Source organism: Spirillospora sp. NBC_01491 (genome assembly GCF_036227065.1).
Taxonomy (GTDB): domain Bacteria; phylum Actinomycetota; class Actinomycetes; order Streptosporangiales; family Streptosporangiaceae; genus Spirillospora; species Spirillospora xylanilytica.
In genome coordinates, this window is sequence record NZ_CP109432.1 from 4,033,852 (window position 1) to 4,057,257 (window position 23,406).

Consider the following 23,406-nt stretch of genomic DNA (forward strand, 5'->3'; position numbering starts at 1 on the left):
TGTCCCCCACTTTAGAGTGGTGGGCACTCGGGTCAGAACACGCGGATGAGGCATCGGGAGGCGGGCCGCCAGAATGGCAGACGGGCACGACTCGGATCGTGGCGACGCCGATCCCCTTGAGCGCTACTTCCGCCCGCGCCCCGCGGGCGGCGACGCCGCCGGCGACGGCGACGACATCGAAGGCGTGACCGTCGAGGGCGTCCCCGCGCCCCGGGTGGCGGTCGACAGGCCGCGCGGCCCGCGCCGGCCGGGCCCGGGGCTGAGCCCGCGGGCCGCGATGAGCGCCCGGCGGCAGCGCCGCTTCCTGATGGTGACCGGGACGATGTCGGCGTTCGTCCTGCTGACCTCCGGCGGCGCCTGGGCCTTCCAGAACTACGTGAGCGCGGCGATCGACAAGGTCAAGGTCGGCGGGCTCGGCAAGGGCGGCGACACGCCGAAGGGCGCGATGACCATCCTGGTCGCCGGCGTCGACCGCCGCGACGGGCTGACCAAGGAGCAGCAGCGCGCGGCCAAGCTGGGCCACGAGCCGGGCGAGCGGTCCGACACCATGCTGCTGGTGCACGTCTCGCGCGACCACGACCGGATCTCCGTCGTGAGCCTGCCGCGCGACTCCTACGTCACCATCCCCGCGCACAAGTCCAACGGCACCGAGGGCGCCAAGGGCGCGCGGATCGGGGCCCGTCCCGGCAAGCTCACCTGGGCCTACCAGTTCGGCGGCCCCGACCTGACCGTCGACACGATCAAGAAGTCCACCGGCGTGTCGATCGACCACTACGTCGAGGTCAACTTCTACGGCTTCGTTAACATGGTCGACGCGCTCGGCGGCGTGGACGTCTGCACCGAGCAGGCGATCAACGACAGGAAGAGCGGCCTCCAGCTCCCGTCCGGCAAGTCCCACGTCGACGGCCTCAAGGCGCTCGGCTTCGCCCGCGCCCGCTACACCCTGACCGGCGGCAGCGACCTCGGCCGCATCGACCGCCAGCAGCAGTTCATGGCCTCGATGATGAAGCAGGCCCTGTCCACCAAGACCCTGAGCGACCCGGTGAAGTCGACCCGGTTCCTGAACGCGGCGCTCAAGTCGCTGCGGGTCGACCCGAAGCTCGCCAAGAACCTGCCGGGCCTGGCCGACCAGATGAAGGACCTGTCCACCGACAAGCTCACCTTCGGCAAGGTCCCCCTGTCCAACCCGGCCTACGACGTCGTGCTGTGGAACGCCGCGACCCCCCAGTCGACGGTGCAGTGGGACCAGGGCAAGGCCGACGACCTGTTCACCAAGATCCGCCGCGACCAGCCGATGGAGAAGGAGGACAAGCCCGAGCCGAGCCCGTCCCCCACCGCCGCGGACGCCCCCACCGTTCCCCCGGACGAGATCGAGCTGCGCGTCCTCAACGCGATCGGCACCAGGGGCCTGGCCACCCAGGCGGGCGCCGACCTGCACAAGGTCGGCTTCAAGACCACCGTGGTCCCGGGCGTGGCCCGCCGCGGCCTCCAGAAGACGGTGATCCAGTACGGTCCCGGCCGCAAGGACTCGGCCAAGACCGTCGCCGCCGCCATCCCCGGCGCCAAGATCAAGCAGATCGACTCGCTGGGCTCCCGCGTCCAGGTCCTGGTCGGCGCCAACTGGGACGGGGCCGAGAAGGTCAAGACCACCCCCTCGTCGTCGCCCACGTCCGAGAGCCCCGCCGCGGAGACCGGCACCGCCACCCAGAAGCTCTGCAAGTGACCCGCCCGGCGGACGACTCCCACCGTCCGCCGGGCCGTCCCGGGCTCGCCGCGTCATGGGCCGGGCAGATTCCCTGACATCGCCCGTGACATCCGGCTCTGCCCCGACATAAGAGGGCAGACGGCCAGGGACGGGGGAATGCGTGCGCGGTGACGTGGATTTCACGCGGATGTTCGAGGAGCACTACGAAGCGGTGCTGCGCTACGCCTGGCGGCGGGTCGGGGCCACCGACGCGTCCGATGTCGCCGCCGAGACCTTCCGCATCGCGTGGGAGAAGCGCAGCCGCTGCCCGGTGGACAAGCCGCTGCCCTGGCTCTACGCCACCGCGCGCAACGTGACGCAGAACCTGCGCCGCCGCGAACGCCGCCGCGAGGCCCTGCCGCTGCATGAGGACGCCGCGTCCGAGACCGACCACGCCGGCGCCGTGGTGAACCGCGAGGCGGCGATCGCCGCGTTGAACACCCTCAAGCCCGCCGACCGCGAGCTCGTCCTGCTGGTCTCCTGGGAGGGCCTCGATCTGCGCCAGGCGGCGGCGGTGGTCGGCATCACCCGCGCGGCGGCCGGGATGCGCCTGCACCGGGCCCGCGACCACCTGCGCCGCGCGCTCGCGGGCACGCCGGAGCCCGCCGCCTACGAGGAGAGGTTCTCATGAACGACATCGAACAGATCAGAGCCATGATCGGTGAGCACGACCCGGCCCGGGACGTCCGCGCGACGGGAGCGCAGGGCATCCTGGACGAGGTGACCCGGGCCGCGGCACCGCCCGCGCGGCGTCGGCGCCGGCGCCTGGCCTTCGCCCTGCCGGCCACGGCGGCGCTCGCGGCCTCGCTCGTCGCCGTGTCCGCCATCGGCTGGCCCTCCACGCCGATGGGCCCGCGGCCGGCCCAGGCGCTGTCCCTGCACCGGACGGGAGGGAGCATCGAGGTGCGGATCATCGACCCGGACGCGGACCCGGCCCGCTACCGCCGGGAGTTCGCCGCGGCGGGCCTGGACGTGGACCTGCGGATGCTGCCCGCCTCCCCCGGCCTCGTCGGCCGGATGGCCTCCTACAGCGCGCCCGGAACGCGCGTCCCTCCCCCCATCAAGGTGCTCGACGCCGACCGGGCCTGCGGCGACACGTGGTGCCCGTCCGGCGTCAGCCTCCCGAAGGGCCTGAGGCAGCGGATCGAGCTGACGTTCGGCCGGCCGGCCAGGCCCGGCGAGGGCTACGTGCTCACCGGGTCGGCGGGGTCCGGCAAGGGCTACTCGATCACCGGCGATCCGAAGGCGCCCCACGAACCGCTCGCCGGCCTGACGCTCCGCGACCGGACCGTGGCCGACGTCCGCCGCGACCTCGCCGCACGCCGGTTCCCGGTAGGCCGCTACCTGGCCGCCCCGCCCGAGCCGCGCCCGGCGCAGTGGTCCTACGACGAGCACGTCCTCAAGCCCGCGGACGTGTCGGGCACCTGGTACGTGACCGACGCGTGGCTCGGCAGGACCAAGGGCACCGTCGAACTCGCCGTCGCCCCCACCAAGCGCTGAGGCGCTCACGTGGATTCGACCCGTCCGAGCGGGTCGGGTCCGGCCGCCAGCGCGCCACGCGCCGCCTGCCAGGCGGGGTCCCCGGGGTAGAGCTCGCTGCGGAGGTAGGCCCAGGTGAGCCGCTGGACGGCGGCCACTCGCTCGGGGTTCTCGTCCGTGGTCTCGGCGACGTCGTATCCGGAGATCCCGCCGAGCCCGTGCTCGGCGCCGAACAGGGTGAGCAGGGACTTGGGGCCCGGGGAGAGGAAGTACGGGTCGGCGTGCCAGTCCGGCCCCTGGACCGTCAGGTGGGCGGAGGCGTCCTTGTCGCCGGCGACCACGAGCGTGGGGGTCGTCATCGTGGAGAAGTCCGGGGTCAGCATGAAGAGGTAGTTCTCGGCCGCGAACTCGCTGAGGGCGTCGCCGCCTCGGCCGGGCGCGGCGAGCAGCACGCCCGCCTTGATCCGGGACTCGGCCAGGTTCACTTCGGTTCCGTCGTCCGGGTCGGTGAGCCGGGCGCCCAGCAGCAGGCTCGCGGTGTGCCCGCCCATCGAGTGCCCGGCCACGGCGACCCTGCCGTGGTCCAGGCGCCCGCTGAGCTGCGGGACGGCGGCCTCGATCTCGTCGAGCCGGTCGAGGACGAGCGTCATGTCCTCGGCCCGTGACCGCCAGTACAGGGGCGCCCCGGGGGTGCCGGGGTCCAGGCTCAGCGTCGTGGAGCTCAGATGGGTGGGCTGGATCACGGCGAAGCCGTGCGCCGCCCAGAAGTCGACGAGGGGGGCGTAGCCGTTCAGCGAGGAGAGGTTGTTCGAGTGGCCCTGGCCGTGCGACAGGAGGATGACCGGCAGGTCGCCCCCGGTCACGGGCACGGAGACCCGCATCTCCAGGTCGACGGCCCGGCCGGGTGCCGGCAGCACCACCGGACCGACCGACAGGACCGGAGTGGGCGGGCTGAAGGCATGGGTCGATTCGCTCACGGTGCGTGTTCCCTTCATGGGCCTCTGCCGCCGGTCCCGTTCGGCCGGCGGAGGCGTTCAGGCGCGTCCGGCTTCAGCTAGACTAAAGCGGAGCGTTGTTCCGATTAACATACGGAGCAGTGTTCCGTTTTGTCAACCGGGGCCGGAAGGAGAGCGCGGTGCCCACTACAGGCCAGTCCGGAGAGGTACCGGCCCGGCGCAAGCGCGCCGACGCGGTGCGCAACCAGCAGGCGCTTCTCGCCGCCGCCGCCGCGGTGTTCGTCACCTCCGGCGTGGACGCGCCGATCCGCGAGATCGCGGCCAAGGCGGGCGTCGGGATGGGCACGATCTACCGCCACTTCCCGACCCGGGCGGACCTCGTCGTCGCCGTCTACCGCCACCAGGTCGAGGCATGCGCCGAGGCCGGCCCGAGCCTGCTGGACAGCGCCGGCTCCCCGTTCGCGGCACTCCGCCAGTGGGTCGACCTCTTCGTCGACTTCCTGGTCACCAAGCACGGGCTCGCCAACGCGCTGCAATCGGACGACAGCGGCTTCGAGGCGCTGCACACCTACTTCCTCGACCGCCTGGTGCCCGTCTGCGCGCACCTGCTCGACGCCGCGGCCGACGCCGGCGAGATCAGGCCCGGCACGCACGCCTTCGAGCTGATGCGCGGCATCGGCAACCTCTGCATCGGGCATGACACCGATCCCCGCTACGACCCCCGCCGCCTGGTCGACCTGCTCCTTCGGGGACTACAGGCGGCGACACCTTGATCTCAAGTGCACTTGAGGTCCCACTCTGCGCCCCTGTTACGGACTGTCACGAACGAAGAAGATGGACGATGGTCTTCACAGCAGCAGAGCGCGACTACCTGGAGGGGCAGTTGCTGGGACGGCTGGCCGCGATCGGGCCGGACGGACGCGCCGCCACGCCGCAGCGGAGCGGCCAGGGTTCTAGGCTCGCGGTGTGATCACGTCCGTCGTCTTCGACATCGGCGAGACCCTGGTGGACGACACCCGGGAATGGCACGCGTGGGCCCGCTGGCTCGGCGTTCCATCGCACACGATGTCCGCGCTCGTCGGCGCCGTCACCGCGCTGGGACGCGACAACGCCGACGCCTTGCGCCTCGTCCGCCCTGGTCTGGACCTGTCCGCCGAACGCCGTGCCCGTGCCGCCGCCGGGCAGGGCGAGGACCTTACCGAAGACGACCTCTACCCGGACGTCCGTCCCGCACTGGCCGAGCTTCGCCGACAGGGCCACTGGGTCGGTCTCGCGGGCAACCAGACCGCGCGTGCCGGCATGCTGCTCCGCGCGCTGGGCCTGCCGGCCGACGCGATCGCCGCCTCCGAGGAGTGGGGGGTCGCCAAGCCGGACCCCGCGTTCTTCGAGCGTCTCATCGAGTGGACGCCGGGCGAGCCAGAAGAGATCGTGTACGTGGGCGACCATCCCGCCAACGACATCGGGCCGGCGAACGCCGCCGGGCTACGGACGGCGATGGTACGGCGCGGACCGTGGGGCCACCTGTGGGCCGACGACCCTGCGGGTGGAGGCGCGGCCGACTGGCTCGTCAACTCCCTGACCGATCTTCCGGCCCTGCTGACGACCTCCTGACATCCCGGCCATGTGGCGCCCGTCCGGGTACGGTTCCGATTGAACCGACCCTTCGGAGACGCGAGTGAATGCGGAACGGCGAACCAATGACCGCATCGCGGCCACGCGCACCGCACGACGTCTCACCCAGCGGCAACTCGCGGAGTCGGCCCACATCTCGCTCAGCCTCATTCGCAAGATCGAGCAGGGCCGCCGTCCGGCGAGCGATCAAGCGCTGGAGGCCATCGCCAGTGCCCTCGGCGTCCAGCCCGATGCACTGACAGGCCGCCGCCTCGATACCGATAGCCGGGTACACGCGGCCATCCCGAGCCTCCGTACCGTCATCGACGCCTACGACCTACCCGAAGACGGCCTCATCCGCCCACTGGACCAGCTCCGCAAGGCGGCGGATGAGGCGACGAGGCTGCGCCTGGCATCGCAGTACACACTGCTCGTGGAGACCTTGCCTCCTCTCCTGGCCGAACTGACGCGCGCTGCTCATGGCGCTCATGGCTTCCAACTCCAGGCCACTGCGGGACTCTTGGCCGTCGCGTACCGGGCTGCCGACGCCGTCGCCTACAAGTACGGGTACTACGACCTGTCCGCGCGTCTGGTCGAGCTGATGCGCCGAGCCTCCGATATGGCCGATGACCCCGCTCTACGGGCGACGGCGGCTTACGTCCGCACCGAGGTGTTCTTCGCGAGTTGCAATCTCACGCCCGCCATGCGCGCCCTTGAAAGCGCCATCGATGAGATCCCACAGCAAGGAACCCCGGTGACACGGGCAGCAGCGGGCTCTCTGCACATGCGGGCCGCAGTCGTCGCCGCCCGGTCGACCGATGATCCTGCGGCCGTGGACGAGCACCTTGCACACGCCCAACGTCTCGCGGCATCGGTGCCAGAGGGCATATACAACGGGACCGCCTTTGGTCCGGCGTCCCTTCGCGTACACGAGATCGCCGTCGCGGTGGAACTGGGTGACGCGTCGCGCGCCCTGAACGTAGCCGAGTCATCCGTGGACGAGACAGACCGCACGACACTGGCTGGACTACCCGCGGAGCGGTCTTCGCACTACCTGATCGACCTTGCGCGCGCCCGGCTCTGGCTGGGGCTCCGCGATGAGGCGTTCCAGTCGCTCCAGGCGGCCCGAAAGATCGCACCCCAGCACGTTCGCGAGCATCCACATGTCCGAGATGCTCTCGTAACGCTACTGCGCCTGCATTTCGCCCCACCGCACGCCTTGGTCACCTTCGCGGAGTGGGCGCACGCGATTTAGCCGGCTCACAGCCGGTGACACACGATGTGTCACTCGCAGGCCTTGCAGAGCATCAGCATCAGAGAGGTCGGCATCACATGCCGCTTCCCGAAGACACGACGGCCCCGGCCGGTGCTGCGAACACCGGTGCTCCGGGGCCTGACCAGGAACGAGGTCCTGGCTATGAGCAACCCACTGGAACCGCCTGAATTGTTCGCGTGGGACGCCGAGCAAACGGGCGGCGTGACCGACGACTGCGGAAGAGCGATCGGCCACGTCCACCGAGCTCTTGCCGACGCGCCCGCCGGAGCGTCCGGAATGGTCCGCCAGGTCCGGCTGGGCGGAGCCAGCGGTGTCCGCTACATCACGCTCGGCGTGGTCGGGCTGGCCCGGCGGGACGAGGCATCCGGTGCGGTGGAGTGGACGGACGGGACAAGGTGAGCCCCGCCCAAGCCGGGGAGGACCGTCCCGACGCGTTCACGGCCATCCCGGAGTTCACGGTGACGTGGCTCCCCGATGGAACGTGGCGTGGGCGGTATCACGTCGATCCGGCGCTGGTCATCGATAGGAACACCTGGCCGGAACTGGAGGCGGCGTGCCGCGACGCGCGCCTCAAGCGGAGCCGGCCCCGCGCCGCCGAACAGACGACGGAGGCAGGCACATGAGCGTGGCAGATTCCGCGCGCCCCGCCCGGCACGCTAGGAAGAGCAGCCCCCGACGGACGCGCGTCAACATCTTCTGACCGGTCGGCGCTTTCACCGCCGCCGACCGGTCTGGGCGATCGATCATTCTCGACCCGCACGGGGACGCGCTCGTCCTCACCCGATGTCCACACGGCGCGCCGGGGCCTCATGGCTGTGCGATGCGGGGCGTGGCTCTGGTCTCGCATGAAGGGCCGCACCGGCCTGTGGTCGCTCAGTTGCCTTCGAGGAGGAGCAGGCCGAGGGGCGTGACGGCGTGGTTGACACGTTTGCCGAGGCGTTGGGTCGTGATGAGTCCGGCATCGCGGAGCACGGTGGTGTGACGGCTGGCGGTCTGTAGCGGGATGGCGACGCGGGCGGCCAACTGGGTAGTGCTGCAGGCCCCCATGGCCACGGCTTCCAGCACGTTTGCGCGGGTGCGTCCGAGCAGAGCCGTCAAAGCGCATTCCCGGGAGCGGCCTGCGGATGACACCAGACCGGTCCAGTCGAGCAAGTGCGCAATGGGATAGGCGAGCACCGGGGTAAGCGAGGGATCGAGCAGGGCGACCGGCGGGCCCCAGCAGAAGAAACTCGGTTGCAGGACCAGGCCCCGTCCGTCCAGCACGATGTCATGGTCGGCGGGGTAGTCCAGATGCAGGACCGGGAAGCTCCATTGCGCCGAGGGATGCAGCGTTTCCAGGACTTTGGGCCAGCCGCCCTCGGCCAGAGCCTTGCGCCGCTGCGCACGATCACGGTCGATCTGTGCTTGGAGTGCATCCCAGTACGGAGCCATGCAGCGATCGAAGTAGCTGGTGACGGCATGGGCAAGCTGATCGAGCGTGTCAAGGCGCCCCGCTGCCAGCCGACCAATCCACGCGGGGACGGGGCGACCGGGGTGCCTGGTGGAAAGCTCGGTGAGGTCAGTGCGCAACCGGGATCGGGACGTGCTGCGCAGTGCCTCAATGCCGCTGGCCAGTGCACCTGTGCCGGTGGTCGGGGTGAGGAAATCGGCCGCGTAACCCGTCGCGGGGGCCAGGTCGGTCAGCAGGCGGGCGGAGGCCGGGACACTCGGCCGCACTTGGCGTTTCCATCCCGCGAATACCGCTGTGCCCTCGGGGCGGCGCAGCCGATGCAAGCTGAGCAAGATCTCCCACATCGCGTCCGCCCCCGCGGCGAGACGGATTCTCGACAGATCATCGCCGGTAAAGAAGATGCGCAACATCATCTTTCTCCGTGAATCACCTATGCCATCAGATCAGCATCTCTGATGTTAGCGCGAAGGTGAGCACGTCACCTGTCCACAACACGTCAGAAATCGAGTCCTGGCGCGCCTCGCGAACTGCCCACCCGTGCCACAGATCCATGCTTCCCATCGTGCCGGGAAGGACTTGTCGGCGACGTCAGGTCGCCCCAGGATCGACCACATGATCCGAATCGCACTGTGTGCCACGTTGTCGGCCGTGGTGTTCGCCGTCCCGGCGACCTCACAAGCCCAGGAGACCACCACCGGCTCAAGCGCATCGGCAGCCGGGAAGGTGTTCTACGTCAAAGGCTCCAGCGTGTCGCTCAACACCAGCTACGGCAACGGCTGCAAGGCATGGATGAACGGCAGAACCCCCGGTAGACACCGGCAGGGGCTCGTGCAGTCGTGGGGCGACTACTGCACTATGGCCCTATATCACTACAAGAATGGCAAGCCCACCCGACTGTCGGGCTGGCACTCGCTCAACCACGGAAAGAAGCACACCGGCTTCTACAGCGGCTCATCCGGCAAAAAGATCTGGGTGTGCCTGTTCGATCGCCAAGGCAATCCCGACGCCATCTGCAGCAAGGCAAAATGACATACGCGCGGCATGAACCGTAGGGACGGGAAGTCCGGGCGGGGTGTGCAGCCGGAATCGCGGTGCGGCTGATCCGGCCCGCCCGCCATGCCGGACTCCCGCCGCGGCCCCGGAGGCGCATGATCGCCCCCGGGGCCGCGGATCAGGTGAAGACCCGAGAGAAGATCTTCAGCACGTCCAAGCCGACGGGCTGATGAGTACCCAGGTCAGGTGCTACTTCAGGAGCTGGCGGGCCATGACCATGCGCTGGATCTGGTTGGTGCCCTCGTAGATCTGGGTGATCTTGGCGTCGCGCATCATCCGCTCGACCGGGAACTCGCGGGTGTAGCCGTAGCCGCCGAGGAGCTGGACGGCGTCGGTGGTCACGTCCATCGCCACGTCCGAGGCCAGCGTCTTGCAGGCCGACGACACGAAGGTCAGGTCCGGGATCTTCTCGCCGTGGAAGGCGCGCTCGGACTTCATCGCGGCGTGGTAGGTGAGCTGGCGGGCGCCCTCCAGCCGCATCGCCATGTCGGCGATCATGAACTGGACGCCCTGGAAGTCGGCGATGGCCGTCCCGAACTGCTTGCGCTCCTTGACGTACCCGAGCGCGTAGTCGAGCGCGCCCTGGGCGATGCCGAGGGCCTGGGCGGCGATGGTGATGCGGGTGTGGTCCAGGGTGGCCAGCGCGGTCTTGAAGCCGGTGCCCTCGGCGCCGATGATCCGATCAGCGGGGATCCGCACGTCCTCCAGGATGACCTGGCGGGTCGGCGAGCCCTTGATGCCGAGCTTCTTCTCCTTGGCGCCGAACGACACGCCCGGGTCGGACTTCTCCACGACGAACGCCGAGATCCCGCGCGACCCGGCGGACGGGTCGGTGACGGCCATCACGGTGTAGTACTCCGACACGCCCGCGTTGGTGATCCACATCTTGGCGCCGTTCAGCACCCAGTGGTCCCCGTCCCGGACCGCGCGGGTCTTCATCCCCGCGGCGTCGGACCCGGCGTCGGCCTCCGAGAGGGCATAGGAGAACATGGCATCGCCCTTGGCCACCGGGTTCAGGTACTTCCTCTTCAGCTCCTCGGAGCCGGACAGCAGCACCGGCACCGTCCCGAGCTTGTTGACCGCCGGGATCAGCGAGGAGGACGCGCACGCCCGCGCGACCTCCTCGATGACGATCACGGTGGCGAGGGCGTCGCCGCCGGAGCCCCCGTACTCCTCCGGGACGTGCACCGCGTGCAGCTCGTTCTGCACCAGCGCGTCCAGGGCCTCCTGGGGGAAACGGGGCTCCTCGTCCACCGCCGCGGCGTGGGGGGCGATCTTGGCATCGGCGAGCTCGCGCACCGTCTGCCGGAGGAGCTCGTGATCCTCGGAGGGCGCGTACGTGGGAAGGTCGGGACTCATACCACGGATGCTACCGGCCGGTACAGCGAACCGGTCGGCTGCGGGTAGGACTTGGAGAACCAGCGGAGAGAGGGGAGTCGCCTTGGCCCACCGGCTGACGGTGATCGGAACCGGGTACCTCGGCACCACCCATGCCGCCTGCATGGCGGATCTGGGCTTCGAGGTGCTCGGCCTGGACGTCGACACAGAGAAGATCGCCCGGCTGTCGGCCGGAGACCTGCCGTTCTACGAGCCCGGCCTGGAGCCGCTGCTGCGCCGCGGCCTGGACAGCGGACGGCTGCGCTTCACCACGTCCTACGACGAGGTCGCCGGGTTCGGCGACGTGCACTTCCTGTGCGTCGGCACCCCGCAGAAGTCCGGCGAGTACGCGGCCGACATGGCCTACGTGGACGAGGCGGTCACCCGGCTGGCGTCCCGGCTGCGCGACCCGTGCCTGATCGTCGGGAAGTCGACCGTGCCGGTCGGCACCGCCGACCGGCTCTCCCGCCGCATCGCCGCGCTCGCCCCGGCCGGCGCCGACGCCGTGCTGGCCTGGAACCCCGAGTTCCTGCGCGAGGGCTTCGCCGTCAAGGACACCCTGCACCCGGACCGGATCGTCGCCGGGCTGCCGCCCGAGGAGGGCGCCGCCGGGCACGCCGAGAAGATCCTCCGCGAGATCTACGCGCCGATGCTGGCCGAGGGCAGCCCGTTCATCGTCGCCGACTACCCCACCGCCGAGCTGGTCAAGGTCTCGGCCAACGCCTTCCTGGCCACCAAGATCTCCTTCATCAACGCGATGGCGGAGGTCTGCGAGGCCGCGCACGCCGACGTCACCAAGCTGTCGGAGGCGCTGTCGCACGACGACCGGATCGGCGGCAAGTTCCTCGGCCCCGGGCTCGGCTTCGGCGGCGGCTGCCTGCCCAAGGACATCCGCGCGTTCATGGCCCGCGCCGGCGAGCTCGGCGTCGACCAGGCGCTCAGCTTCCTGCGCGAGGTGGACGAGATCAACATCCGCCGCCGGATCCGGATGGTGGAGCTGGCCCGGCTCCAGCTCGGCGGCTCCTTCGCCGGCCGCACCATCGGGGTGCTCGGCGCGGCGTTCAAGCCCGACTCCGACGACGTCCGCGACTCGCCCGCGCTCGACGTCGCCGCGACCATCCGCGCCCAGGGCGGCGACGTCACCGTCTACGACCCGCAGGCCATGGAGAACGCGCGCCGCGCCCAGCCGGACCTCGCCTTCGGCGACTCGGCCCTCGACGCGGCCCGCGGCGCCCACGCCGTCCTGCTGCTCACCGAATGGGCCGAGTTCCGCACCATGGACCCGGCCGAACTCGCCGCCGTGGTCGCCGAGCGCAACATCGTCGACGGCCGCAACGCCCTCGACCCCGAGCGGTGGCGCGCCGCCGGCTGGACCTACCGCGCCCTCGGCCGCCCCTGACGGGAACGAGCGGGGCCGGACGGGCGTTGTCGCCTGCATGACCGATGCCTTCGCCGACCCGGACGTGATCCGGCGGCTCCTGAACGACTCGACGACGTGGGCGTTCGTCGGACTCGGCGACAACCCCGACCGGGAGGTCCACAACCAGGCGCGGCTGCTCCAGCGGCGCGGCAAACGGATCATCCCCGTCCACCCGTCCGGGGCGGAGGTGCTCGGCGAGCCGGGCGTCACCTCGCTCGCCGACCTCCCGGACGGCGTGGACGTCGTCGGCGTCTACCGCCGCGCCGAACACGCCGGCGCCGTCGTGGACGAGGCCGTCGCGGCCGGCGCGAAGGCGGTGTGGCTGCCCCTCGAAGTGATCGACGAGGCCGCCGCCCGGCGCGCCGCGGACGCCGGCCTCGACGTCGTCATGAACCGCTGCCCCGCCGTCGAATGGGCCCTGCGCCGCTAGACTTCTGAAGTCCCGGCCTACGGCCCTCGCCTGGCGGCTCGTGCCTTACCGGGCCTTGGCGAGCGCTGCATCGCTTCGCGATCTGCCCGGCGAGGCTCGCCTCCGGCATCGCCCCACCGGGCAGGTAACGCGCTCGCGCGGCGGCTGAGGCCGCTGGGGGGGCAGGTCTAGAGTCCCTCTCGGAGGCGGGCGCCCTTCGCCTTGGCCTGGTCGTACAGCTCACGCTGGAAGTCACGCATCCGGGCCTGGAGCGCCTCATCGGAGGCCGCCAGGATCCGCACGGCCAGCAGCCCCGCGTTCCGCGCCGCGCCGACGGCCACCGTCGCGACCGGCACCCCGGCCGGCATCTGGACGATCGACAGCAGCGAGTCCATGCCGTCCAGGTACTTCAGCGGCACCGGCACCCCGATCACCGGCAGCGGCGTCACCGCGGCGAGCATCCCCGGCAGGTGCGCGGCGCCCCCGGCCCCGGCGATGATCACCCGCAGCCCCCGCCCGGCCGCCTCCTCGCCATAGGCGATCATGTCGTGCGGCATCCGGTGCGCCGACACCACATCGGCCTCGAACGGCACCCCGAACTCCTCGAGCGCCTCACCCGCCGCCTTCATCACCGGCCAGTCCGAGTCACTCCCCATGACCACACCGACAACAGCGTTCATTGGGGACCCCACCTCAAGTAAGCCGCCGCGTGGCGGGCGCGTTCTCTCACCTCGGCGAGGTCGTCGCCGCAGGCGGTGACGTGGCCGATCTTGCGGCCGGGACGGACGTCCTTGCCGTAGAAGTGCACCTTGACGGCCGGGTCGTGGGCCATCACGTGGATGTAGCGGGGGTACAGGTCGGGGTCGTCGCCGCCGAGGACGTTGGCCATCACGGTGTGGCGGGCGGTCGGCTCGGTGGAGCCGAGGGGCAGGTCGAGGACGGCGCGCAGGTGCTGTTCGAACTGGGACGTGCGGGAGCCCTCGATCGTCCAGTGGCCGGAGTTGTGCGGGCGCATCGCCAGCTCGTTCACCAGCAGGCCCGTCTCGGTCTCGAACAGCTCGACGGCGAGGAGGCCGGTGACGCCGAGCTTCTCGGCGATGTCGAGGGCCAGGCGCTGGGCCTCGGCGGCGCGGCCGGGGGCGAGGCCGGGGGCGGGCGCGAGGACCTCGACGCAGATGCCGTCCTCCTGGACGGTCTCCACGACCGGGTACGCGGCGCCCTGGCCGTATGGGGAGCGGGCGACGACGGCGGCCAGCTCGCGGCGGAACGGGACGTGCTCCTCGACCATCAGGCCGACGCCCTCGGCCGCCAGCCGGGCGATCAGGGCGGACGCGTCGTCGAGGTCGTCCAGCAGCCAGACGCCCTTGCCGTCGTAGCCGCCGCGGGTGGCCTTGAGGACCAGCGGCCGGCCGTGCTCGCGGGCGAACGCCTCCAGGAACTCCAGCGGCTCGGCGGCGGGGACGGGCGCGTGGGCGGGGCAGGGCGCCCCCAGCTCGGTGAGGCGCTCGCGCATCACCAGCTTGTCCTGGGCGTGCAGCAGGGCCGCGGCGCCCGGACGGGCGGGGACTCCGGCCTCCTCCAGGGCCCGGATGTGCGGGCCGGGGACGTGCTCGTGGTCGAAGGTCACCACATCGCAGCCCTTGGCGAAGGTCAGGAGGTCGTCAAGGGAGGCGTCGTCGCCGACGACCACGTCGGCGCAGACGCGGGCCGCGGAGTCGTCCGCCGAACCGGCCAGCACCCGCAGCGACACGCCGAGCGCGATCGCGGCCTGCTGCGTCATCCGGGCCAGCTGGCCGCCGCCCGCCATCCCGACGACCGGCATCTGGGCAGGGTTTCTCACGCTGAAAGGTTATCGGCCGGTAAGGAGTGAACGGATCGCGGGCACGCCGCGTCGAACGGGGTATGGCCAACATGGCGGCGGGACGGGACGGCGCGGATACCGTTGTTCGATCCTGTTCCCGCCTCCCGGTGGCAGCCTGCGTCTATCCTCGTGGTGCCTCCGAAAGCAGCCGCGTGCCGATCCGCGGCGCAGTAGCCGAAGTCCGGAAGGACGGTTTCTCTTCGTGAGCCTGGTCGCCACTCTCCACCGGCGGTTCGCGCACCTGGTGCGCGAGCTCGCGAAGTTCGGCAGCGTCGGCGCGATCGCCTTCGTCATCACGCTGGTGCTGGGCAACGCCCTCAACTCCGGCATGGGCGTCGGCCCGCTGACCTCCAACGGCGTCGCCACCGTGGTCGCGACGACGTTCTCCTACCTCGCCAACCGCTACTGGACGTTCCGGCACCGCGACCGCACCGGGCTCGGCCGCGAGTACGTGCTGTTCTTCGCGCTCAACGGCGTCGGCCTGGTGATCACCGAGCTGTTCATCGGGTTCACCCACTACGTGATCGGCGCGACCGGGCCGCTCGCCTACAACATCTCGCTGGTGATCGGCACCGGCGTGGCGACGCTGTTCCGGTTCTGGTCGTACAAGAAGTGGGTCTTCCTGCCGACGTCGGCGCCGCCCGTCGATCCGGCCTCCGGGCTGCCCGAGACCGGTCCCCGGGCGCCGGCCGGCGGGGAGGCCCCCGGGCAGCCCGCCGACGGGCGGGGGCTGCCCGGGCAGGGACTCGGCCGTCCGGCCGGCACGCAGGACGCCGAGTTCACCCGGATCCGCTGACCGGCGGGCCTCAGGTGGGGCCGATGACCACGCGTTCCTCGGCGAGCCGCGCGTCGGCGACCTGGCGGAGGAAGATGCCGAACACCGCCGGGTCGGCCTGGATCAGCTCCAGCCGGCCGCCGTCCACGACCGCGAGCGAGCGGGCCAGGTAGAGGCCGAGGCCGGTGCCCTTGCCGCTGGTGACGCTGCGTTCGAAGATCCGCGGTTCCAGCTCGGGCGGGATGCCGCGGCCCTGGTCGCCGACCTCGACGACCACCGAGCTCGCCCCCTGCTTGGTGTTGATCGTGACGGTGCCGGCGCCGTGCACCAGCGAGTTGTCCAGCAGGGTCGCCACGATCTGGGAGAGCCCCTCGGGGTTGGCCAGCCCGACCAGCCCCTGCTCCCCGGTGAGCCGGACGTCGCGGCCGTCCCGCCGGAAGATCGGCCGCCACTCCTCGACCTGCTGGGCGATGACCTCGTCGATCCCGGTCGGGACGGCGCCGCCGGTGCGGTCGTGCCGGGCGCGGGCCAGGAGCTGCTCGACGACCGCGACCAGCCGCTCGGCCTGGGCCACCGCCGCCGCGCCCTCCTCGCGCACCACGTCGGGGTAGTCGGCCGCCTCGATCATCTCCTCCAGCCGCATGGACAGCGCGGTCAGCGGGGTGCGGAGCTGGTGGCTGGCGTCGGAGGCGAACTCGCGGCTGGCGGCCAGCAGGTCGGCGATCCGCACCGCGCTGCGGTCGAGCACCTCGGCGACCCGGTCGACCTCGGCGATGCCGTACCGGCGCCGTCGCGGGCGGGCGTTGCCGCTGCCGAGCCGGTCGGCGGTCTCGGCCAGGTCGATGAGCGGGAGGGTCAGCTTGCGCGCCTGGAACATGGCCAGGCCGACGGTGACCGCGACGCCGAGCGCGGCGAGGCTGCCGATCAGCAGCATCTGCCGCAGCGCCTCGTCCTGGATCTCCGACGCCGCCCGGGACACCTGCACGCGCACGCCGCCGGACGTGCCGGCGGCGGTGAGCAGCTCGGCGCCGCGGGCCGGCTCGGCGCCCGCGGTCACGATGCGGTTGTCGGGCAGGACGATCACGATCCGCCGGCCGGGGTACTCCTGGGCGATCTTCTCGCTGGAGATCGGCTGGCGGGACTCCAGGCTGAATCCGACGCCGCCGAGGATGGAGGAGACCTCGCGTTCCAGTGACTGGCGGGCCTCCTCGTAGATGAGCTTGTGCGTGGCGTAGGCGAGGGGGATGCCGAGCAGCAGGATCGCGACGACCGCCACCGCGAGCGTCGACAGGAGCAGTCGGCGCCTCATCAGGGCTCCTTCGAAGGTGAAGCCACGATCATGCGGATCTGCCCCGGGTCTCTCGGGAAGACCCGTGGCGGAACCGCATGACCATGGCGGGTGGTGCTAGTCGCCGCGCTCGAACCGGAACCCGACGCCCCGCACGGTGGTGATGTAGCGGGGACTGCCGGCGTCGTCGCCGAGCTTGCGGCGCAGCCAGGAAATGTGCATGTCGAGGGTCTTGGTGGAACCCCACCAGTTGGTGTCCCACACCTCGCGCATGATCTGTTCGCGGGTCACGACCTTGCCCGCGTCCCGGACCAGGACGCGGAGCAGGTCGAACTCCTTGGTGGTGAGCTGGAGCTCCTGTTCGCCCATCCAGGCCCGGCGCGACTCGGCGTCGATCCGGACCCCCTGGACGATCGGGGTCTCGGTGCTGCCGCGGCGCAGCAGCGCCCGGACCCGGGCCAGCAGCTCGGCCAGCCGGAACGGCTTGGTCACGTAGTCGTCGGCCCCGGCGTCGAGGCCGACGACCGTGTCGACCTCGTCGGCGCGGGCGGTCAAGATCAGGATGGGCACTCCATGCCCCTCGGCACGGACCCGGCGGGCCACCTCGAGCCCGTCCAGTTCGGGCAGGCCCAGGTCGAGAACGATGAGATCCACGCCGCCCCCGAGCGCCCGTTCCAGGGCCTGCGGCCCGTCCGGACTGACTTCAACGGTGTACCCCTCGCGACGCAGCGCGCGGGCGAGAGGCTCGGAGATGGACGTGTCGTCCTCGGCGAGCAGTACTGAGGTCATGAACCGATCGTATGGCCATTCATGAACGTTTCCCGGCAGCCGCCGCGCTCTTGACCTGCGGTTTGCCACTCGTAGTACATCCTCGAATACGGACACACCACAAGCAATCCGGAGGTAACCGTACGTGCCGCCACTCCGGCAGGATGTCGCCCGGCCGGTGGCGGCAGTCCTCCTCCTCGCTCTGGCCGCGCTGCACTTCCAGGCCGTCCCCGGCGGATTCGGCACCGAGTCCTATTTGGGGGTCTTCCTGATCCTGGCCGTGATCACGGCGCTGGCCGGGGTCGCCGCCTTCCTGCTGGACGATCGCGACCGCGTCTGGTGGTACGCGCTGGCCCAGGGCGCGGCGAACCCGCTCGGCTACCTGTGCAACCGGCTCACCGGGCTGCCGCTGGCCGGGGACGTCCCCGAGCGCTGGTACGGGGCGCGGGCCGGATGGTCGCTGGTCTTCCTCGGCGTGCTGCTGTTCGTGCTGGCGCTGGGGGTGCTCATCGCCCGGCACCGGCGCCGCCGGCTGCCGCAACCCGTGCTGTCGGCGGACGACCGGGACCTGTTGTCGATCCCGCGACCGGGCCGCTCGGGAAGGTGATCCGGGAACGTCTGGACACGCCCGAACGTCGGGACACGCCAGACGAGCCCGCTATGAACGCATCTCCTTGGGTACGAGCAGCGCCACCGGCAGGCGTTCGAGCACGTCGCCGAGGTCGAGGACGGGTCCCCAGAGCAGGGCGCCGGTGAGCACGTCCCGCCAGCCCTGGTAGCCGAGGTCCAGCGTGGTGCCCTTCCAGCCGCCCAGGCGCTCCAGCCCGACGGGCAGCCTCGTCGCCACTGTGAGCGCGTTCCCCCGCCAGAACGCCACGGCGTGCTCGGCGGCGGGCCCGGCGGCGGGGAGCGGCCGGTACGCCGTGGCCGGGTCGTTCACCAGGGGCGGCCCGTGGTCGGGGACCGGCTCGTACTCGGCGGCGGGACTGTGCGCCGCGGCCGGATCCCATTCGACGGGCGGGCCGTACCAGTCGGGATGTTCCCGGCGCTGGCGCAGCGCCCGCGAGGTGACCAGCAGCTTCTCGTCGTCCAGGCCGCGCGGCGGGCGCCCGCTGTCGAGCCGGAGGAGGCGGTCGCGCCGCCACGCGTGGTCGACGGGCCGCAGGTTGTCGGGGCCCGCGACCGCGAACCCGGTCAGCTCGCAGCCCTGGTAGACGTCCGGGACGCCCGGCATGGTGAGCTGGACGATCTTCTGCCCGAGCGTGTTGATCCGCGCGTACGGCTCCAGCAGGTCGACGAACGCGCCCACGTCGGCCATCAGGGCGCGATCGTCGAGCACCTGGCGGGCCCGCGCGGCGATGCCCGCCTCGTACGCGCGGTCCGGGACGGCCGCGGTGGTCCGGGTGCCGGCCGCCCGCGCCGCCCTCACCAGGAACGCCGTCAGCCGGTCGAAGGTGAGCGGCCAGGCGCCGACGAGCGTCTGCCACATCAGGTAGTCGAGATCGGGCTCCAGCGGCGACCCCGTCCCGGCACCGGCACCGCCCGTCCCACCACCCGTCCCACCGCCCGTCCCACCGTCCGCGACGGCGCACCGGGCCTGCCAGCGGGTGACGGCGTCGGCCCAGGGGCCGGGCATCTCGGCTAGGACGGCGAACCGGGCCCGGACGTCCTCCTGGTGCTCGGTGTCGTGGTCGGACAGGGCCGTCATCGTGGACGGCCAGTCGCGGACGAGGCGTGCACAGTGCGCGTGGAAGGCGTCCGGAGCGACGGTGAACCGCCCTGGGGCGTGGCCGGCGCCGATGTCGTCGAGCGAGGCCGCGCCGCCGCCGGTGAACGACATCCGGAGGTCGGCGAGCGGCTTCTCCCCCTCGCGGTCGACGAACAGGCCGTTCACCATCGCGAGCGAGTCGTACCCACTGGTGCCCGCGCACGGCCAGTCGCCCGGTACGCGCTCCTCCCCGGCAGCCGCCTTCTCCAGCAGGATCCACTTGCCGGGAAGCCGCTCGGCGAGGCGCTCCAGGTAGCCGCGCGGGTCGCTCAGGCCGTCGGGATCGTCGATCCGCAGCCCGTCCACCAGCCCTTCGGAGACGAGCCCCAGCAACGGCCCGTGCGGCCGTTCGAAGATTTCGAGATCGTCCGCACGCGCTGCCACCCCGGATGGGGGCGTGGACGCGGAGACGGGTGCGGGGAGCACATCGACCAGCACGCCCAGCCCATGCGCGCGGAACCGGGCCGCCATCGCGCGGAACGCCTCCAGGCCCCCGAGCTCCTCCGACAGCCGCACGTGACCGTCCACGGGCACGGTGACGGCGGCGGACGCGGGCCCCCGCGCCACCGCCGTCGGCTGGAGCACGGGCGACAGGTGGACGTGCGACACCCCGAGAGCCATTAGGTACGGGGCGAACGCGGCGGCCTCGGCGAAGCCGAAGCGCTCGTCCGCGGTGCCGCACAGGCGCAGGCGGTAGGACCCGGCGGGCGCCGGGAGCTCCGAGGCGTCATGCACCTTGGACCACATCCCCTCAAATCGTCCCAAACCATGCTTCCCGCTGAGGGGTGGCTCACACCGATCGGGATGGCACTGGTCAGAACGGACATCCGTGGGTTACCTTAGGGGAGCCTTACCTTAATGAGGGGCCCCTAAGCATCCGGCGGCCCCGCCGGCCGCCCACCGCATGAGAGGTCCCCCAGCGCATGTACGTCTGCGTCTGCAACGCCGTCACGGAGGACGACGTGCGCGACTGCCTGGCCCACGGCGGCAGCCGCTCGGCGAAGGACGTCAAGGCCGCCTGCGGCATGCTGCCCGGCTGCGGATCGTGCACCAAGCGGCTGCACGCCATGGTCAGCGAGCACCGCACGGCCAGCGAGCTGGTGGACGCCCTCACCGGCGGCCCCGCCCCCCTCGAACTCGCCCCTGAGCTTCCCCGCGAAGTCCCGGTGGGCGACACCCCGATGATCGAGCTCGAGAGGGGTTCCGCGCCGCAGACCGCCGCCTGAGGCAGCTCCGAAGCCGTCCGCACCGGCCGTCCTCCCCGATGAGGACACGCCCCGTGCGGGGGTCAGTGCTGCCCGAGGAACGGGTCCCATGGAAGCATGGGCGATATGGAAGGCGACAAGGACATCATCGCGCTGCTCAACGAGCAGCTCACCGCGGAGATCACCGCGATCAACCAGTACTTCCTGCACGCGAAGATGCAGGAGAACTGGGGCTTCACCCGCATGGCCGAGCACACCCGGGCCGAGTCCTTCGACGAGATGCGGCACGCCGAACGGCTGACCGACCGCATCCTGTTCCTCGAGGGCCTGCCGAACTACCAGAAGATCGGCACGCTGCGCATCGGGCAGACCGTCTTCGAGCAGCTCGAGGCCGACATGAAGGTCGAGCTGGAGGCCGTGGCCCGGCTGCGGCCCGGCGTCGAGCTGATGCGCTCGCGCGGCGACATCACCTCCGCGCGGATCTTCGAGGAGATCCTCGCCGACGAGGAAGAGCACATCGACTACCTGGAGACCGAGATCGCGCTCGTCGCCGCGCTCGGCGAGCAGAACTACCTCCAGCGCCTCACCGGTGCCCCGGGCGAAGGCACCCCCAAGCCCGTCTGACCTGCCCCCGGCGGCCTCCAGAGACCCCACCGCCTTCGGGGCCGGCGTCTCCGGGGGAACTTCCAGGACGAGCACTCCCGGCGGTGGACCGGCCTTCTCAGGCCGGTCCGCCGCCGGCGGCGTTCCCGGGGCCGTCCGGGGCGTCCTGTACGTCCGGGTTTCGGGTGGAGCGGCGCAGGACGGACGGCTGGATGATGCCGAGGCCGCGGACCGGACGCCGGACGATCTTGGTGACCTCCAGCCCCGGCTCCCCCTCCAGCGCCGCGGCCAGCTCGGTGTCGATCACGACCGAGCCGGGCCGGGCCAGCTTGGTCAGCCGCGCGGCCAGGTTCACGGTGGTCCCGAACATGTCGCCCATCAGCGGCAGCACCGGGCCGTAGGCCACGCCGACCCGGACGTCGGGCACCTCGATCTCGTCCTGGATCGTCTCGGCGATCGCGAGCGCGATCTCGCCGCCCACCAGCGGCGAGTCCGCGCAGAACAGCACCTCGTCGCCGAGCGTCTTGACCAGCCGCCCGCCGCACGAGGCGACGATGTCGGAGGCGGTCTCCTCGAACCACTCCACCACCCGGGCCAGCTCCAGCTCCTCCAGGTCGCGGCTCACCTGGGTGAACGACACCATGTCGGCGAAGCCCACGGTCGTCAGCGTGCGTCCCGCCGCGACCGCGCCGGGCTCGCCCTGCGCGGCGGCCTCGCGGGTGGACGCGGCGGCGATGGCGCGGGTCCCGGCGGCGGCGAGCTGGCGCCGCCAGGCGTGCACCACCAGCGGCTCGAACTCGCCGATGTGCTTCTCGGCGATGTCGACGATCGAGCCGACCGCCTCGGCGGTGGGCGGCTCCTGCGGGTCCTGGCTCAGCATCCCGCCGAGCAGGTTGACCTGCCATTCGGCCAGCCGGGTCATGGTCTGCCCGAACGCCCGGACGAGCCGGATCACGCCGTCCTCGTCGAGCACCCCGTCGTCCATGAGCCGCCGGATCCGGCACAGCGCGGCGACGTCGCCCTCGGTGTAGGCGATCACCTCGTCCGGCATCGAGGGGTAGCCGAACGCCCGCCACACCCGGCCGGAGAACTCCCGGGTGACCCCGGACAGCCGCACCGCGTCGACCCGGGTGTAGCACAGCTCGCCACCGAGCAGGAGTTCCTCGATCTCCTTCGGGTCCGGCAAACCTGCTGCCATCGTCTGCCCCTCAGCCCGCCGCCGGGGACGCCCGCGGCATCGTGGTCCAGTTCATCGTCGGGCGGTCTCCCGGTCACGAAACGGCCCGTTGTGTGCCGCTTTCCCACGCCATATCGTCGCAGATCCGGTGCCCAGTCCGAGGTCAGGACGACAATTCCGCTCAATCCGTCGTCCGGCCCCGGGCGGCGGGCCCGCGCGGACGGGCGTCCGGGCCGTCCCCCGGGCGCGGCCGTTCACGGGGCCGCCGTCCCGCGCACGTGCACGACGTCACCGGCGCTGACGGGCCGCTCCCCGCGGGGCCCGGCGACCACGAGGCGGCCCGCGGTGTCGATGTCGGACGCCGTCCCCTCCAGGGCCGCGTCGCCGGGCAGCTCGACCCGGACCTCGCGGCCGAGGGTGCAGCACAGCTCCTTGTAGGCGGTGCGCAGCCCGCTGGTCTCGGGGTCGCCCTCCAGCGCGACCCACTCGCGGTACCAGGTCGCGAACTCGCGCAGGATCGCGCGCAGCAGCGGCGCCCGGTCGCTGAGCGGCGCGCCCTCGATCGCCAGGGAGGTCGCGGTGGGCACCGGGAGCTCGTCCTCGCGCAGCCCCACGTTCAGCCCGACGCCGACGACGAGCGCGTCGTCGAACTTCTCGACCAGGATCCCGGCCAGCTTCCGCTCGCCCACCAGCAGGTCGTTCGGCCACTTCAGCCGGACGTCGACGGCGGCGGCGCCGGTCCGCTCCCGGTCGGCGGCGGGGGCGAAGAACCCCTCGCCCTCCTGTGACCACATGGTCATCCTGCGGACGGCGGTGGCCACCGCGACCCCGGTGAGCAGCGGCGCCCAGCCGAGCCGCGCCGCCGGGACGGCGGGCCGCAGCAGCAGCGAGAACATCAGCCCGGAGCGCGGCGGGGCGGCCCAGGGGCGCCCCAGCCGGCCCCTGCCCGAGGTCTGGAGCTCGGTCACCAGGACGGTGCCCTCGGGCGCCCCGTCCCTGGCCACGGCCGCGAGGTCGGCGTTGGTGGACCCGGTCTCGGGCACGACGCGGACGTCCCGCCACAGCGAGCCCTCCCCCACGAGCGCGCGCCGGAGCGCCGCCTCGTGCAGGGGCGGCCGGTCGAGGTCGGCATACGGTGAGTCGCTCACCACACCATCCAACCCCACCGGCCCCGGGTGCCCCCGGC

At 71.7% G+C, this 23,406-nt stretch carries 25 protein-coding genes; 15 read left to right on the top strand and 10 right to left on the bottom strand.

Going from position 1 to position 23,406, the window contains the following annotated elements:
• Positions 1-73 precede the first annotated feature (73 nt).
• The 3 genes from OHA34_RS18670 (at position 74) to OHA34_RS18680 (ending at position 3,244) form a co-directional block, all read left to right on the top strand.
• Positions 74-1,723 carry an LCP family protein gene (locus OHA34_RS18670; RefSeq protein ID WP_329522335.1) on the top strand — a complete coding sequence of 550 codons (1,650 nt, stop codon included), beginning with the start codon at positions 74-76 and terminating at the stop codon, positions 1,721-1,723.
• A gap of 154 nt (positions 1,724-1,877) precedes the next feature.
• Positions 1,878-2,375 (top strand): RNA polymerase sigma factor, encoded by a 498-nt coding sequence (locus OHA34_RS18675; protein WP_285942512.1) that lies wholly within the window; start codon positions 1,878-1,880, stop codon positions 2,373-2,375.
• A complete protein-coding gene (locus OHA34_RS18680; RefSeq protein ID WP_285942513.1) occupies positions 2,372-3,244 on the top strand; it encodes a hypothetical protein in 873 nt (290 codons plus the stop codon). The genes OHA34_RS18675 and OHA34_RS18680 overlap by 4 nt, the downstream gene beginning before the upstream one ends.
• Positions 3,245-3,249: 5 nt before the next feature.
• Here the strand turns inward: OHA34_RS18680 and OHA34_RS18685 are convergent, their stop codons facing one another.
• Positions 3,250-4,218, bottom strand: a complete 969-nt coding sequence (locus OHA34_RS18685) for an alpha/beta hydrolase family protein (RefSeq protein ID WP_443029644.1) — start codon at positions 4,216-4,218, stop codon at positions 3,250-3,252.
• 140 nt (positions 4,219-4,358) lie between these two features.
• On the opposite strand from OHA34_RS18685, the gene OHA34_RS18690 reads away from it, so the two are divergent.
• The 5 genes from OHA34_RS18690 (at position 4,359) to OHA34_RS18710 (ending at position 7,465) form a co-directional block, all read left to right on the top strand.
• Positions 4,359-4,952, top strand: coding sequence for a TetR/AcrR family transcriptional regulator (locus OHA34_RS18690; RefSeq protein ID WP_285942515.1), 594 nt, complete (start codon positions 4,359-4,361; stop codon positions 4,950-4,952).
• 68 nt (positions 4,953-5,020) lie between these two features.
• Positions 5,021-5,149 carry a hypothetical protein gene (locus OHA34_RS18695; protein ID WP_285942516.1) on the top strand — a complete coding sequence of 43 codons (129 nt, stop codon included), beginning with the start codon at positions 5,021-5,023 and terminating at the stop codon, positions 5,147-5,149.
• Positions 5,146-5,790: an HAD family hydrolase gene (locus tag OHA34_RS18700; protein ID WP_285942517.1), complete on the top strand. Its 645-nt coding sequence runs from the start codon at positions 5,146-5,148 to the stop codon at positions 5,788-5,790. The genes OHA34_RS18695 and OHA34_RS18700 overlap by 4 nt, the downstream gene beginning before the upstream one ends.
• 64 nt (positions 5,791-5,854) lie before the next feature.
• Positions 5,855-7,045, top strand: coding sequence for a helix-turn-helix domain-containing protein (locus tag OHA34_RS18705; protein ID WP_329522337.1), 1,191 nt, complete (start codon positions 5,855-5,857; stop codon positions 7,043-7,045).
• A 162-nt stretch (positions 7,046-7,207) separates the two neighbouring features.
• A complete protein-coding gene (locus OHA34_RS18710) occupies positions 7,208-7,465 on the top strand; it encodes a hypothetical protein (RefSeq protein WP_329522338.1) in 258 nt (85 codons plus the stop codon).
• Positions 7,466-7,939: 474 nt separating this feature from the next.
• Here OHA34_RS18710 and OHA34_RS18715 read toward each other — a convergent pair whose 3' ends face one another.
• Positions 7,940-8,929: an ArsR/SmtB family transcription factor gene (locus OHA34_RS18715; RefSeq protein ID WP_285942520.1), complete on the bottom strand. Its 990-nt coding sequence runs from the start codon at positions 8,927-8,929 to the stop codon at positions 7,940-7,942.
• A 199-nt stretch (positions 8,930-9,128) separates the two neighbouring features.
• Here OHA34_RS18715 and OHA34_RS18720 point away from each other — a divergent pair, with 199 nt between their 5' ends.
• Complete coding sequence (locus OHA34_RS18720; protein ID WP_285942521.1) at positions 9,129-9,545, top strand: hypothetical protein; 417 nt, start codon at positions 9,129-9,131, stop codon at positions 9,543-9,545.
• A gap of 213 nt (positions 9,546-9,758) precedes the next feature.
• Here OHA34_RS18720 and OHA34_RS18725 read toward each other — a convergent pair whose 3' ends face one another.
• Complete coding sequence (locus OHA34_RS18725) at positions 9,759-10,928, bottom strand: acyl-CoA dehydrogenase (RefSeq protein ID WP_285942522.1); 1,170 nt, start codon at positions 10,926-10,928, stop codon at positions 9,759-9,761.
• A gap of 82 nt (positions 10,929-11,010) precedes the next feature.
• Here OHA34_RS18725 and OHA34_RS18730 point away from each other — a divergent pair, with 82 nt between their 5' ends.
• Positions 11,011-12,345, top strand: a complete 1,335-nt coding sequence (locus tag OHA34_RS18730; RefSeq protein WP_285942523.1) for a UDP-glucose dehydrogenase family protein — start codon at positions 11,011-11,013, stop codon at positions 12,343-12,345.
• Positions 12,346-12,382: 37 nt separating this feature from the next.
• Positions 12,383-12,796, top strand: a complete 414-nt coding sequence (locus tag OHA34_RS18735; RefSeq protein WP_285942524.1) for a CoA-binding protein — start codon at positions 12,383-12,385, stop codon at positions 12,794-12,796.
• 167 nt (positions 12,797-12,963) lie between these two features.
• Here the strand turns inward: OHA34_RS18735 and purE are convergent, their stop codons facing one another.
• Together purE and OHA34_RS18745 are read right to left on the bottom strand one after the other, a co-directional pair.
• On the bottom strand, positions 12,964-13,455 hold the full coding sequence (gene purE, locus OHA34_RS18740) for a 5-(carboxyamino)imidazole ribonucleotide mutase (RefSeq protein WP_285942525.1): 492 nt from the start codon (positions 13,453-13,455) through the stop codon (positions 12,964-12,966).
• A complete protein-coding gene (locus OHA34_RS18745) occupies positions 13,452-14,597 on the bottom strand; it encodes a 5-(carboxyamino)imidazole ribonucleotide synthase (protein ID WP_329522422.1) in 1,146 nt (381 codons plus the stop codon). The genes purE and OHA34_RS18745 overlap by 4 nt, the downstream gene beginning before the upstream one ends.
• 241 nt (positions 14,598-14,838) lie before the next feature.
• Here OHA34_RS18745 and OHA34_RS18750 point away from each other — a divergent pair, with 241 nt between their 5' ends.
• Entirely contained in the window at positions 14,839-15,432 is a 594-nt protein-coding gene (locus OHA34_RS18750; protein ID WP_285942526.1) for a GtrA family protein, read from the top strand.
• A gap of 10 nt (positions 15,433-15,442) precedes the next feature.
• On the opposite strand, the gene OHA34_RS18755 is transcribed toward OHA34_RS18750, so the two are convergent.
• Together OHA34_RS18755 and OHA34_RS18760 are read right to left on the bottom strand one after the other, a co-directional pair.
• Positions 15,443-16,720: an ATP-binding protein gene (locus tag OHA34_RS18755; RefSeq protein WP_285942527.1), complete on the bottom strand. Its 1,278-nt coding sequence runs from the start codon at positions 16,718-16,720 to the stop codon at positions 15,443-15,445.
• 96 nt (positions 16,721-16,816) lie between these two features.
• Positions 16,817-17,488: a response regulator transcription factor gene (locus OHA34_RS18760; protein WP_026402549.1), complete on the bottom strand. Its 672-nt coding sequence runs from the start codon at positions 17,486-17,488 to the stop codon at positions 16,817-16,819.
• A 157-nt stretch (positions 17,489-17,645) separates the two neighbouring features.
• Here OHA34_RS18760 and OHA34_RS18765 point away from each other — a divergent pair, with 157 nt between their 5' ends.
• On the top strand, positions 17,646-18,074 hold the full coding sequence (locus OHA34_RS18765; RefSeq protein WP_285942528.1) for a hypothetical protein: 429 nt from the start codon (positions 17,646-17,648) through the stop codon (positions 18,072-18,074).
• 51 nt (positions 18,075-18,125) lie between these two features.
• Here the strand turns inward: OHA34_RS18765 and OHA34_RS18770 are convergent, their stop codons facing one another.
• Positions 18,126-19,982 (bottom strand): hypothetical protein, encoded by a 1,857-nt coding sequence (locus OHA34_RS18770; protein ID WP_329522339.1) that lies wholly within the window; start codon positions 19,980-19,982, stop codon positions 18,126-18,128.
• A gap of 176 nt (positions 19,983-20,158) precedes the next feature.
• On the opposite strand from OHA34_RS18770, the gene OHA34_RS18775 reads away from it, so the two are divergent.
• On the top strand, positions 20,159-20,461 hold the full coding sequence (locus tag OHA34_RS18775; RefSeq protein ID WP_285942530.1) for a (2Fe-2S)-binding protein: 303 nt from the start codon (positions 20,159-20,161) through the stop codon (positions 20,459-20,461).
• 105 nt (positions 20,462-20,566) lie between these two features.
• Entirely contained in the window at positions 20,567-21,064 is a 498-nt protein-coding gene (bfr, locus tag OHA34_RS18780; RefSeq protein ID WP_285942818.1) for a bacterioferritin, read from the top strand.
• 97 nt (positions 21,065-21,161) lie between these two features.
• On the opposite strand, the gene OHA34_RS18785 is transcribed toward bfr, so the two are convergent.
• Both OHA34_RS18785 and OHA34_RS18790 read right to left on the bottom strand, forming a co-directional pair.
• On the bottom strand, positions 21,162-22,241 hold the full coding sequence (locus OHA34_RS18785) for an adenylate/guanylate cyclase domain-containing protein (RefSeq protein ID WP_329522340.1): 1,080 nt from the start codon (positions 22,239-22,241) through the stop codon (positions 21,162-21,164).
• Positions 22,242-22,474: 233 nt separating this feature from the next.
• A complete protein-coding gene (locus tag OHA34_RS18790; RefSeq protein ID WP_329522341.1) occupies positions 22,475-23,368 on the bottom strand; it encodes a biotin--[acetyl-CoA-carboxylase] ligase in 894 nt (297 codons plus the stop codon).
• Between the last annotated feature and the right edge of the window lie 38 nt (positions 23,369-23,406).